This is a genomic window from Pectinatus brassicae (assembly GCF_014201835.1).
GTDB lineage: Bacteria > Bacillota > Negativicutes > Selenomonadales > Selenomonadaceae > Pectinatus > Pectinatus brassicae.
This window is the reverse complement of sequence record NZ_JACHFH010000008.1, coordinates 16,853-30,159: the sequence shown is the minus strand read 5'-3', so window position 1 is coordinate 30,159 and position 13,307 is coordinate 16,853. Positions and strand designations below refer to the sequence as shown.

The following is a 13,307-nucleotide window of genomic DNA, read 5'->3' as shown; positions in this document are numbered from 1 at the left end:
ATTTATAATTTTCTTAAATCATTTACTTGACAGGATAGTCTCATTTTGCTAGACTGAATCTCAGCAGGGGTGCTTTTCTAGCTGAGAGGACTATTTGTCCAACCCTTTGAACCTGTTGGTTAATACCAGCGTAGGGAAGCTGATAAAAAATTTTCAAGTCTGCTTTCCCATAAAAGCAGGCTTTTTTTTATTGGCCTGTTTATTATTTATTCCTAATGAGGAAGAAAAGAGGATGTATATGGCCTATAAAACACAAATTGCTGCTGCCAAACAAGGTATCATTACTGATCAAATGTCACTTGTTGCCCAAAAAGAAAATCGCACACCAGAATGGATAAGAGATAATGTTGCCAAGGGCACTATTGCTATTCCCACCAATATTCATCACAGCGCCTTATCGGCAGAAGGTATCGGTGACGGGCTAAAAATCAAAATTAATGTCAATCTTGGCATATCCGGCGATGCCAAAAATTACGATTTAGAAATGAATAAGGTAAAAATGGCTATTGATATGGGTGCCGAATCAATCATGGATCTATCCAATTATGGTAAAACCCATGAATTCCGAAAAAAACTTATTGATTATTCACCAGCGATGATTGGTACTGTCCCCATGTACGATGCCTTAGGCTATTTGGAAAAAGATTTATTAAAGATGACTGCTGATGATTTTCTATCTGTATTAGAGGCGCATGCTAAAGAAGGTGTGGATTTCATGACCATCCACGCCGGCTTGAACCGCCGTGCTGTTGAAGGCTTTAAGCGCTCCGGCCGACGCATGAATATTGTTTCCCGTGGCGGCTCGTTACTTTTTGCCTGGATGGAAATGACCGGTAATGAAAACCCATTTTTCGAACATTATGATAAGGTACTGGAAATACTACGCGAACATGATGTCACTATTTCTATTGGCGATTCATTGCGTCCCGGCTGTCTTGATGATGCTTCTGATGCCGGACAAATTGGTGAACTCATCGAAATAGGCAATCTGACTGAACGTGCCTGGAAAGCCGATGTTCAGGTTTTGGTCGAGGGTCCGGGGCATATGGCAATTGATGAGATCGCTGCTAATATGAAACTACAAAAACGCCTTTGCCACAACGCTCCATTTTATGTACTCGGCCCGCTTGTTACCGATATTGCCCCAGGCTATGACCATATAACGTCAGCAATTGGCGGCGCTATTGCCGCATCGAGTGGTGCTAATTTTCTTTGTTATGTAACCCCGGCTGAACATTTAAGACTGCCTGATTTAGATGATGTCCGCAATGGTATCATTGCTACTAAAATCGCTGCGCATGCCGCCGATATTGCCAATAAACTGCCTGGTGCCCGCACGCAGGATAACCGTATGGCTGATGCTCGTCATAAACTCGACTGGGATGCAATGTTTGACGCTGCTATTGATCCAGAAAAAGCACGTCGTTATTATGAGAGCACTCCTCCTGCAGAAAGACATACCTGCTCAATGTGCGGCAAAATGTGTGCAGTCAGAACGACTAATAAAATTCTTGATGGTGAAAAAGTTTTATTCTGTGAAGAAAACGGCAATTGCGATAAATAATCACTATAAATTTTAATACACTCTTGTAAAAGTCCATGCCTTTGGTGTGGACTTTTATTATACTTGCTGTATTTTTATTTTTTCGTTACAATTAAAAATATATATTACTTCATATTGTGCTAGTTGAATCTTACCTGTCTGAAAGACTCCCTTGTATACTATAGTTCTTTGCGCTTTAGCGCTTAGAAATATAGTACACATTGTGCGTGGAGCTGGCAGTGGAGCTGGCAGTGAAGCTGCCTGAGGGGTTATAAACCAACCCTTCCGACTTGACTTCGTCAAGCCACCTTCCCTAAAGGGACGGCTTTAAAAACCACCCTATTTTATTAACTAACACAACACGATATAACCATAAAATAATATAAGCAAGGTGATAAATATGATGGATTTACACTGCCATACATTCGCTTCTGATGGTCAATATACTGCCACTGAAATTGTAGCAATGGCTAAAAGCATTGGCCTGACTGCACTTTCCATAACTGACCATGATACTATAGATGCCTTAGACGAAGGCGCTCAAGCCGCCAAGCAAGCAAACATACAATTTATTCCCGGTATTGAAATAAATGCCCTCGGCAAAAATGTCCATGTCCTTGGCTATAATGTTGATTATAAATCAGATACTGCCCTGCAAATATGCGAAAACAATAAGCAGCTGCGCCAAAAAAGAGCAGAATTGATTTTTGCATTTCTCAAACAACGTGCTATTCATCTGACATGGAAAGATATTGACAAATATGCCCTGCATAAAATTTATGCCCGACCACATTTTGCCCGAGCCATGCTCGAACATAAATACGTTGGCTCTATCAAGGAAGCCTTTGATAAATATCTTGATACCCCAGAATTCCGTCAAATAAAAGAGCCTCGCCCAACAGTTGAGGAAGCTATTGTAATGATAAAACAAATGCAGGGTATTCCTGTTTTAGCCCATCCTATGCAGCAGGGAAAAGCGTATGCTGAACTAGATACTTTTATTATTCCACTTAAAAAATTAGGGCTTGCCGGCATTGAATGTTATCATAGTGAAAACACGCCGCAGGATACTGAGCTATCATTAGCGTTAGCCCAAAAACACTCATTATTAATAACTGGTGGCAGCGATTTTCATGGTGAAAAAGTTAAACCAGACATAAAACTTGGCAGCGGCATCAATAACAATTTAGATTTTCATGATGATAAACTTCTTGCTTTACTTTGTCAGCCACATCATTAATTTAATAAGCTTTATTAAAATACGATGAAAACAAAATTCGTCGTATTTTTTCATTACAATAACAATTACATAAATAACTTGACCAAATGGCAAGTATATATTAGAATATGGAGGATGCGAAATAATCATTTTGTATACTATAGTCTATCCGTTATAATCTGCCATAACCAAGATAGAAAAAAGGAGGATAGATTATTTTACTGAAAAGCATATTGCTTAGCGCTGGCTCTTTATAAGAGGACGAGGAAGAGGTTGTCGAGTAATCAGCGGATGCCTCTCGGCTGTAATCCGGTCGATAAAATTTGTCAAAACCTTGGGGCAACCCAGGACACAATACAAAGAGTAAGGATTGGCAGATACATCTTTAATAATTATTTATTTTGGAGGTATCTCATTATGTGTGGTATTGTTGGTTATATTGGAAATAAGCAGGCTCAGTCTTTTTTGATTGACGGCCTGACTAAGCTCGAATATCGTGGTTATGATTCTTCAGGTATCGCGGTATTTGATGGTGATAAAATTAATTTAGAAAAATGCGTTGGTCGCCTCGATGCATTGAAAGACAAGATTAAAGGTCATGAACCTAAAGGAAGCATCGGTATCGGTCATACCCGTTGGGCTACTCATGGCGGACCTTCCGATTTAAATGCTCATCCTCATATGGACTGCAAAGGTGATTTTGCTATCGTTCATAATGGCATAATCGAAAACTATATGAGCCTTAAAGAAGACCTTATCGAAAAAGGTCATAAATTTCTTTCCGAAACAGATACAGAAGTTGTTGTCCATTTATTAGAAGATTTATATGATGGTGATTTCGAAGGAGCTGTTCGCGAAGTATTAAAACGCATCGAAGGTTCTTACTCATTATTATTCATGTCACGCAGAGATCCTGATAAATTAATCTGCACTAAAAAAGACAATCCATTGGTAATCGGTCTTGGAGATGGTGAAAACTTCATCGCATCCGACATACCGGCTATCATCGGTTATACTCGCCGTAATTATATAATCAATGACGGTGAAATGGCTGTTGTTAAAAAAGATTCCATTTGGATAACCAATCACGAAGGTATTCCTGTAACCAAAAAAGTTTTTGAAGTTAACTGGAATGCTGAAGCTGCTGAAAAAGGCGGCTATGAACACTTCATGCTTAAAGAAATCCATGAACAGCCAAAAGCTGTCCGTGACACTGTAATGCCGCGTCTTGCTAAAGATAATTCCAGCGTTATTCTCGATGAATTAAAATGGAATAAAGAATATCTTGAATCATTCCATAAAATCTTCATTGTTGCCTGTGGTACAGCTTATCATGCTGGTCTTGTCGGCAAATATTATATTGAAAAACTGGCCCGCATACCAGTTGAACTTGATATTGCATCAGAATTCCGTTATCGCAATCCAATTGTCGATGAACATACATTAGTCATCATTGTAAGCCAATCAGGTGAAACCAGTGATACATTAGCTGCTTTAAAGGAAACCAAACGTCTTGGCGGCAAAACACTAGCTATAACTAATGTTGTAGGTTCTTCCATTGCCCGTGACGCTGATGAAGTTATCTATACCTGGGCTGGTCCGGAAATAGCTGTAGCTTCTACTAAAGCTTATACTACCCAGCTAGTAACAATGTTCCTGCTGGCTATGTACATGGCTGGCATCAAAAAGACTATTGCTCCTGAACGAACAAAAGATCTTTTAACACAGCTGCGTGCGCTGCCTGATCAAATCAGCCGCACTTTAGAAGATACCGAACCGATTAAAACCTTTGCCAAACAATATGGTTTTAATGAAGATGTATTCTTCATCGGTCGTTCCCTTGATTATAATGTTGCCCTTGAAGGGTCTTTAAAATTAAAGGAAATCTCCTACATTCACGCTGAAGCGTATGCTGCTGGCGAATTAAAACATGGCACCCTGGCTCTTATCGTTAAGGGAGTTCCAGTTATTGCCCTTGCTACCCAGAAAAGTGTTTATGAAAAAACTATCAGTAACATCAAAGAAATCAAAGCACGTGATGCGGTAGTTATTGGTATTGCTGCTGAAACTGACAATGAACTGATTAAATACGTTGACCATGTTATTAAAGTTCCAGCTACTGATGAATTATTAATACCGCTTCTAACTGTTGTTCCTTTACAGATGCTTGCTTATTATGCCGCTATTACCCGCGGCTGCGATGTTGATAAACCTCGTAATTTAGCTAAATCAGTAACAGTTGAATAATATATTTCTTAATTTTACTGTGCTCAATTTTCTTGTTATTTTCAGACTGCTGTAGCATTACAAAATAGTTTGATCATTTATAAATAAGTTTGATCAAAGACAAAACAGTTTGATTAAACCATTCAATAAAAATTGATTAAAACCACCTCTCGTAATATACTTATTGCGGGAGGTGGTTTTTTATGGCAAAACGAAACAGAATTAACATCCATCGCGGAAATGAAGAAAATTATAATCTTATTCCTCATGGTAACGCATATAAGCCATTTATTCTTATTCAAGATGTACCATCATTAGGACGTTCATCAAGATTACGTGGTATAAAAACAGGACGACAACATGAATTTCTCTCTGACTTAGAGCGAAACTACTTTATATTATTAGAATTTTCTGCCTTTGTTGTTGATATACGTGAACAATTTCCATTGGAGTTAAAAGAAACCTTGTTAATAGCTGAAGAGTTAGGCATTAAGCATCCGATACATCCAATAACTAAAAAACCAATTACAATGACGTCAGATTTTTGTATTACTCTAAAAAAAGGAGATACAACGGAAGATATTATCCGTACAACAAAGTATAAACAAGATTTATTATCGCGTAGGGTTATTGAAAAATTCCAAATTGAAAAAACATATTGGCATCGTAAAGAAATTAATTGGGGTATAGTTACCGAAGTTGAAATAGATAAAATTTATAGCCAAAATATTGCCGATGCTTTAGCATATTATGATTTATCAGATTACGCAGGACTTTCTGATATAGACGAAGATGAGAAAGAAGATCTTGTTATTGAATTTTTAAAACGACTACTTGTTTCTGATAAAACAGTACGACAAATATCCCGCATGTTTGAGCAAGATGTTCATCTGCCGAAAGGTGCAGGTATAGCTCTTTTTAAACATCTTATAGCACAGAAGTATATTACAATTGATTTGTTGCAACCATTAAATATAGATCAGTATATTCGTGTTGAATTACTGAAAAAATCAAGGATGTTAGGAATGGGGATATCATGATAAATTTTAATAGTGTGTATCAATTTGTAAATGACGGAAAACGAATGCGAATTATTCATTTAGATGTAACATCTGATATTTGCCTATATGTATATCTTGAGCAAGCTTTTAGTATGCCTATAATGGGAAGTATTAACGACATGCAAATAAAATCTGATAATGCAGATATTGTTGAAATCGCTGATCCATACTTTATGATTAAGTCAGATAAAAACTTGAAGGCTTCAGAAATTGCAAAAAGAGATGAAGCCTGGAGAATCATAGAAGTATATTGGGATAATAAAAAAATGGCAATTTTAACAAAACATACAAGAACTGCAATATTTAAAGAAATAAGCAGAATTGAAAATATCCCTATGGTTAGAGTACGTCGCATTTTTAGCCGCTTTTGGCAACGAGGTATGAATCGCAACGCTCTGCTACCTGATTATGCAAAATCAGGCGGAAAAGGGCAAGAACGAATTTTAAAAGAAAAGAATGGACGCCGTCGTATATATAGCAATAATAAAGCAAATGGTATTATTATTTCTGAGTGTATAAAAAAACAATTTGAAGCAGGGACTAACAAGTATTGGCGGACAAATCAGCAAAAATCATTGCGACAAGTATATCGATTAATTCTTGCTGATTTTTATTCTATTACTGTGAAAAAAAATAATGAGATTGAAAAAATTATACGTGATGAAGGGATGATTCCCACCTTTCGCCAATACTATTATTGGTTCAAAAAAAATGAAAACACGGAATTAGATATTAAGATGCGTAAGGGAGAAAAAGAATTTGAATTAAAACATCGTTCTCTGTTAAGTAACTCGACGATAGAATCCCCTGGTCCAGGTTTTCGCTTTCAAATTGATGCTACAGTAGCAGATCTTTATATTGTTAGTGAAGTTGATCGTAGTAAAATTATTGGTAGACCAACTGTGTATATTATAATTGATGTTTTTTCACGTATGATAACAGGATGTTATGTCGGCTTAGAATCGCCTTCTTGGAATGGTGCAATGATGGTACTCGATTCGATGGTGGCAGATAAAGTAGAATTATGTAGAAAATACAATATACAAATTGAATCAGAAGATTGGCCCTGCTGTTTTTTGCCGAAAACAATTATTGCTGATCGCGGTGAATTAGAGGGATATGGCGTAAAAAATTTAATTAATAATTTGAATATAACCATCGAAAACACCTCGCCCTATCGTGGTGACTATAAAGGGATTGTTGAACGATTCTTTCGTACAGTAAATGCCCGGATTAAAAGCTTTTTACCCGGAGCCATAATGAAAGATTATCGCAAACGTGGCGATCCAGATTATCGGTTAGACTCAAAACTTACGTTAAAAGAAATTACCGAAATTATTCTTCGCAGCGTTCTTTTGCATAATATCCACGAAATTGAAAAATATCCATTAACACCCGCAATGATTAAAGATAATGTGAAACCTGTTCCGTTAGATTTGTGGAATTGGGGCACAGCACATAAAAAGGGGATCTTACGAAAAGTCGATCGGCAGATATTCAGGCTTAACATTATGCCACGAGGCAAAGGTACAATTAGCCGAGGAACTATTGTTTTTAAAAATCTTTCCTATGGTGCGACTGAGTTGTTAAATGAACATATATATAAACAACATAAAATTAAAACTGTAGAAATTGTCTATGATCCGCGCAATATGGAACAAATTTACTGGCTTAAAGAAGACGGACATCAGTATATCACTCTGAATTTACTAGATAAAAGTCGTCATTTTAAAGATATGTATTTAGAAGATGTAATTGCAACTCATAAAAAAGCAGCCTCCTTACGTCATGAGGCACGTAAGTCACAATTACAACAGGAAACGGAACTAGATCAAAGGATCTTAAAGATTGCAAAGCATGCTAGGAAAAAAACTAATACAGATATAAATGCAAACATTTCTAAGACAAAGCGGTTAAAAAATATTGGAAATAATCGTGCCGAAGAAAAAGAACGAAATCGTAAAATCGAAGCATTTATGCCATGTAATGATAACTCAGGAGGAATCGTCCCCTTTCCTATAGAACAATCCCCAATGGACTTCCAAGATCAAGATAATAAAAACTTGGATTATAATGCCCAAATGATGAAAAAGATCAGACAGCGGAAGGAGAAGGCTAAGCATGAAAAATCAAAATCATAGTAATAGTTATTCTGCATATGAATCCGCTGTTTATCGCGCACAAAAAATTAGTGATTATGATGGCAATCCTTTAATTGAAGCTCTGCCACCAATTTTAGAGACAGAAGAAGAGGTTATTGATGCCTTTTATCATTTTCCAATAATCAGTGAAGAGGAAAAGAGATTGAGTCCCCGTATAAAGTCACATATCTTATGGCGTGTAAAAAGCTTTTTGCAACCTCTGCCTGCTCATATTCGTTTGGAATCTATTATTTCAACATTGATTCGTCATTCTTATCAATCAAGAAATCCACTAGATGCTCAATACAAGCATAAGATGCAGATACTAAATCAAATGAAAAATTTAAAAGAGTGTACGACTGAAGAGTTGGAAACCAATTATCAAGTTGGAAACACAACCGCAGAATGTGTCATGATAAATGGCGTTTCTGGTGCAGGAAAGACAACAGCTATCAATCGCACATTGCACTTATATCCGCAGGTAATCAAACATTTCTCTTATAAAGGACAACCACTTACTAGGACACAGATTGTTTGGTTAAAAATAGACTGCCCTTATGATGGCAACTTTGCAACATTATGCCGGTCTATATTTGCAGAAATTGATCGTTTAACAAATGAACGATGGTTAGAAAAGTATGGTTATTTAACTCGTTCTACATCTACAATGCTGATGCATATGACCACCTTATTGATTAATTATAATGTTGGTGTTCTAGTCATTGATGAAATTCAACATTTGAGTAAATTGAAAAAAGAAGCAGCTGATATGCTGGATTTTTTGGTCACACTTACAAATATGTTTTCGGTTCCCCTTATTTTTATTGGGACTAGTAAATCACGTAGTCTTTTTCAGCATAATTTCAGGTTAGCTCGTCGAGTGCAATCTGGTGGTTATATTGAAATGGGTCCTTTAAAACAAAATAGTGCTGAGTGGGATACTCTGTTAGAGTCCTTATGGGAATTTAATGTGTTGGATGAAGATACTGAACTAACTCAAACGATAAAGGATTTCTTTTATGATCAATGCCAAGGAGTTATTTCATTAGCTGTAATGCTATTTATGTGTGCCCAAAGCCGTGCTTTGCTCCATAATGTGAATAAAATGACACCTGCGATAATTAAAGAAGCTACAGAGCATGATTTGAAATTTACACAACCGATGATTACAGCACTACGCTCAGGTGATCCTCTAAAAATTGCTGAATTTGATGATATATCTATTAATGAAGAAATCATTTGGCGAAATTTACAGCATGATATTGAGATGGAAGATCGTGTTAATGAAGCCATTGCTAATAAACGGCAAGAAATGAAAAATAAACGCCAAGCATCCCATGATGCCTTATATTTTAGTATTTGTTCATCCAATATTTTTCCAAATTTCACTCAAGATGTCCTTCGAAATATTATTGACACAGTTGTTAGTACTACAGATAGTAATATTCCAGAAGATGAGCTAAAAATGCTAGTTATGCAACGTATTTTTGCTGAAACTAAAAATCAACAGCAACAAAAGAAAAAACAACAGGCTATTCCTAATAAAACTTTCAGTCTTTTAAAAATCTATGATGAGGCAATTCGCAAAAAAGAACATCCCTATGAGTTATTTAAGAAAAAAGGGCTTATAAAAAATCCATTTGAGGAATTTACAAAAGTGGAGTGATACTATGCTATCCTTCTTCACAGATCCTTATCCTGATGAGTTATTATATTCTGCGTTTGCCAGATATCATTTTTATTCTGGCAATATTGTTTTTAAAGATACGTTAATGGAGCTATTTGGCAAAAAAACCATAATTCCTACTTTTGAAATGGGAAATTACTTGCAATTTTTCTGTAATGAATTAGGTAATTCGTATACACCAAAATCATTGATTCAACAACATACAATTTTTCCTTTTTATGCACCATTCCTGCCACAATACAGACAAGTTGATATTCGAAAGGCTATAACATTGGGAAATGGACAAGGCGTGTATAACAAATTAGGAATTATTGCAGGGAGTATTTGTGTTAAAAAAGCGATATATTATTGCCCCATGTGTGCAAGTACAGAGATTGCAACAGTGGGTGAACCCTACATTCATCGTGAGCATCAATTGCAGGGAGTAGTAGTCTGTCCTCATCATAGCTGTGATTTGAAAGCGTATGACATAACAACAAATGATTGTAGTCGGATTGAGTATGTCCGCCTAGAAGAAAATCGAATTGATCTATCAAGTACTTATTGTTATAAAAAAAAATTTAATGGGCTTTTATGGCGTATAGCAAAAGCAGCTTATTATTTATTGACACATCATTTTTCGAACATCGAAAAAAAGAATGTACTAGCTCGATATAAAAACTTATTGTATCAAAAAGATTTACTGACGAATGGGATGCGAGTTCGGCAAGCGAATTTACATGACTTTGTAGTTGGACATTATGGAAAACCGTTATTGATGTTTCTCGAATCAAATATAGATCGGCATAATGAATACAATTGGTTACGTATTGTCACGCGAGATATAAAAAGAACCGTACATCCACTACGACATATATTGCTCATTCTTTTGCTATCTGGTAATATGGACAATTTTTTTAGGGGAATGTCAACAAGTTATAATCCTTTTGGCGCTGGTCCTTGGCCATGTTTAAACCAAGCAGCTGAACATTATCAGCAAGCTATGATTGAACAGGTTATTATTACAGCAGATTCGAAAACAAGAAGACCTGTTGGTACCTTTACTTGTAAATGCGGATATTGCTATTCACGTACTGGTCCAGATCAATCAGAGAAAGATCGATACCGTAAGGGACGCATAAAAGTATTTGGTGCCGTTTGGGAAAGAAAATTACGCGAATTACTCCAGAAAAATGATTTAAGCTATCGCAAAATGGCAAGAATCTTGGGATGTGATGTTAAAACCGTTCAGAAATTCGAAGCTAGCATGAAAAACGAAACTATGAAGGAAGGGCATACACCACTAGACATCTTACAAAAACAAGCGACTCAGTATCACAAATCTTATAAACAACGATTCCAACAAATAATGAGAGAACAACCAGAATTATCACGCACTGAAATTCGTAAAATTTGTCCAAAAGAATATATGTTTTTATACCGGCATGATCAAGCATGGCTAATGAAAATACTTCCTATTGCTAAGGCGCCGAGTGGCAACAATGGATATATTGATTGGCAACAACGCGACCTAGAGATATTAGTACAGTTGCAAAGAGCATATAGTATATTGCTTCAGAAGAATAAAATAATTCGCATATGTAAATCTTCATTGGGAAAACAAATTGCAGAATTGTCGATTTTAAACAAAAAAAAAGACAAGTTGCCTCTTAGTCAAGCTTTTATTGCACGAGTTACAGAAACAACACAGCAATTTCAAATTAGAAGATGCCAGCAAATTATTAAAGAAATGCATGCAGAAGGAATATTTTTACCTGAATGGAAAGTATGGCGTAAAGCAGGGTTACGGCACAAAGATTATAACTTAATTAAAAATTATCTAAATTGGAATTCATCGCAAGGTGGTATATTTACAAGAAATGACAAAGTCAATCATCCGGTTAAATAAGTGGCCTTTTGAAAAAGGTGAAAAAGCAAAATTAATAAAAATCAGTAAACCTTATCACGCAAAAGGCCGCTGGTTTGTCGATGCATTATTTTTATCCATAGAACATAATTATCCCAAAACACTCCGACGGTCTTTTGGAGATTTGCATTTATTAATAGTAGCTGCTGTATATATAGATGGGGTACGACAAGATATGTCTAAATGGGTCGAAGCCGATATTTCTATAGTGGAAGATGTGTTACATCGGAAACCAATTGAACCATATTTACTAAAAAATGGAAGGGATCACAGGTTTGATTGTTATACATTTGGGATCAGTATAAATTATAAATATTATATAATTTCACTTTTTGAAATTATGCGGGCTATATTAGCACCAGATGTATTTTGGTTAAATCAAATCACACAGTTTGATTCCATTGATACTCGAATTTTACATGCATTAAAAAATGATGTGTTAGAACTGAATTTCAGTACGGATGTACCTGTCAACTATGTAAAGCAAAATGCGGCAATTAAACATGTCGCCTGGGTACTTTCTAATCCTGAAATTTATAGTATGCTGAATCTGCTTTATAAAAATATTAAAGAAAATAAGGGGATTTTATTTGAATTTTTATTTAATGACTTGACACTCACAATACGCTTTGAAGAAAGAAATGGTCGAAGATACATCAGAGAGATTATAGCCTGTAAACAAAAAAGATTAAAATGTAATGCAATTCAGGTTACTCATCCAAGATTAGCGACTTATGAAGAAGTAGAAGATCGTAAAAACAGAGAATTAAACAAATCAAAAAGAAAAATAGTGACATTATCTAGTGATTATACAAAAGATTTAATAGCTAATATGACGGCATCTAATAATTTTCTAGATATTGAAGATGATAAGGATATTCTCTCTGAATATAGTACATTTACCGAAATCAACAGAATCAAAATAAATAAAGAATGTGTGACATCAAAAAGTACAAAATGTAATATCATTTCTGATACAAATCAGCGAACAACAGGTGATTTTGGAGGCTTAGAAACAATTCCTCAACTGGAATTTGCGCATATAATGCAAGATAATTTAGATGATGATTTTGCAGATATTCAAGCAGTGCTACAGCTAATGGGGAAACGGAGCAAAACAGATAGTATTACCCAATATATTGGGGTATTAAATAATCATTGGCGTTATAGATCAATATGTACGCTTGATGACGGAGTTACCCCTAGAAAATATCTCATTGGAAAAATAAAAACCCAAAATAACACTAATGCGATTATCATTGAAATACAACGCCAACACTTATCAATTTCCACACTAATGTGTATATCTAAACAGTTACTAAATTGGGATAAAATATGTCATAATATAATAAAAAAATTTATTATAAATTCAGGTACATGGCCTCAATTAGAAAAAATTAATTATTTAGTATGTTACCGTTTAAAACATACTAATATTACGATAGAAAAAAAAGAAGAAAGACTTTTTAATAAATTATTTTGACTTGAATTATAAGTTTATTTTATTGAATCTTAGATTGTAAA

8 protein-coding genes and 1 riboswitch are annotated in these 13,307 nt (G+C 35.4%); all 8 genes read left to right on the top strand.

Going from position 1 to position 13,307, the window contains the following annotated elements; translation table 11 throughout:
• Window positions 1–55 precede the first annotated feature (55 nt).
• A riboswitch (TPP riboswitch) is annotated at window positions 56–155 on the top strand.
• A gap of 83 nt (window positions 156–238) precedes the next feature.
• The 8 genes from thiC to HNR32_RS04215 all read left to right on the top strand — a co-directional run bounded on the left by thiC (window position 239) and on the right by HNR32_RS04215 (window position 13,266).
• A complete protein-coding gene (gene thiC, locus HNR32_RS04250) occupies window positions 239–1,564 on the top strand; it encodes a phosphomethylpyrimidine synthase ThiC (RefSeq protein WP_183860010.1) in 1,326 nt (441 codons plus the stop codon).
• Window positions 1,565–1,943: 379 nt separating this feature from the next.
• Entirely contained in the window at window positions 1,944–2,783 is an 840-nt protein-coding gene (locus HNR32_RS04245) for a PHP domain-containing protein (protein WP_183860008.1), read from the top strand.
• 396 nt (window positions 2,784–3,179) lie between these two features.
• Window positions 3,180–5,009, top strand: a complete 1,830-nt coding sequence (glmS, locus tag HNR32_RS04240) for a glutamine--fructose-6-phosphate transaminase (isomerizing) (RefSeq protein ID WP_183860006.1) — start codon at window positions 3,180–3,182, stop codon at window positions 5,007–5,009.
• 182 nt (window positions 5,010–5,191) lie between these two features.
• Window positions 5,192–6,028: a TnsA endonuclease N-terminal domain-containing protein gene (locus tag HNR32_RS04235; protein ID WP_183860004.1), complete on the top strand. Its 837-nt coding sequence runs from the start codon at window positions 5,192–5,194 to the stop codon at window positions 6,026–6,028.
• Window positions 6,025–8,190, top strand: coding sequence for a TnsB C-terminal domain-containing protein (locus tag HNR32_RS04230; RefSeq protein WP_183860002.1), 2,166 nt, complete (start codon window positions 6,025–6,027; stop codon window positions 8,188–8,190). The genes HNR32_RS04235 and HNR32_RS04230 overlap by 4 nt, the downstream gene beginning before the upstream one ends.
• Window positions 8,171–9,856, top strand: coding sequence for an ATP-binding protein (locus HNR32_RS04225; RefSeq protein WP_183860000.1), 1,686 nt, complete (start codon window positions 8,171–8,173; stop codon window positions 9,854–9,856). The genes HNR32_RS04230 and HNR32_RS04225 overlap by 20 nt, the downstream gene beginning before the upstream one ends.
• Window positions 9,857–9,860: 4 nt before the next feature.
• Window positions 9,861–11,765: a TnsD family Tn7-like transposition protein gene (locus HNR32_RS04220; protein ID WP_196611139.1), complete on the top strand. Its 1,905-nt coding sequence runs from the start codon at window positions 9,861–9,863 to the stop codon at window positions 11,763–11,765.
• On the top strand, window positions 11,737–13,266 hold the full coding sequence (locus HNR32_RS04215) for a Tn7-like element transposition protein TnsE (protein WP_183859996.1): 1,530 nt from the start codon (window positions 11,737–11,739) through the stop codon (window positions 13,264–13,266). Before HNR32_RS04220 ends, HNR32_RS04215 begins: the two co-directional genes overlap by 29 nt.
• Window positions 13,267–13,307 lie beyond the last annotated feature (41 nt).

Bases quoted from the DNA above. Each gene is read 5' to 3' on its own strand.
- thiC (WP_183860010.1), top strand. From the start codon at position 239: ATGGCCTATAAAACACAAATTGCTGCTGCCAAACAAGGTATCATTACT.
- HNR32_RS04245 (WP_183860008.1), top strand. From the start codon at position 1,944: ATGATGGATTTACACTGCCATACATTCGCTTCTGATGGTCAATATACT.
- glmS (WP_183860006.1), top strand. From the start codon at position 3,180: ATGTGTGGTATTGTTGGTTATATTGGAAATAAGCAGGCTCAGTCTTTT.
- HNR32_RS04235 (WP_183860004.1), top strand. From the start codon at position 5,192: ATGGCAAAACGAAACAGAATTAACATCCATCGCGGAAATGAAGAAAAT.
- HNR32_RS04230 (WP_183860002.1), top strand. From the start codon at position 6,025: ATGATAAATTTTAATAGTGTGTATCAATTTGTAAATGACGGAAAACGA.
- HNR32_RS04225 (WP_183860000.1), top strand. From the start codon at position 8,171: ATGAAAAATCAAAATCATAGTAATAGTTATTCTGCATATGAATCCGCT.
- HNR32_RS04220 (WP_196611139.1), top strand. From the start codon at position 9,861: ATGCTATCCTTCTTCACAGATCCTTATCCTGATGAGTTATTATATTCT.
- HNR32_RS04215 (WP_183859996.1), top strand. From the start codon at position 11,737: ATGACAAAGTCAATCATCCGGTTAAATAAGTGGCCTTTTGAAAAAGGT.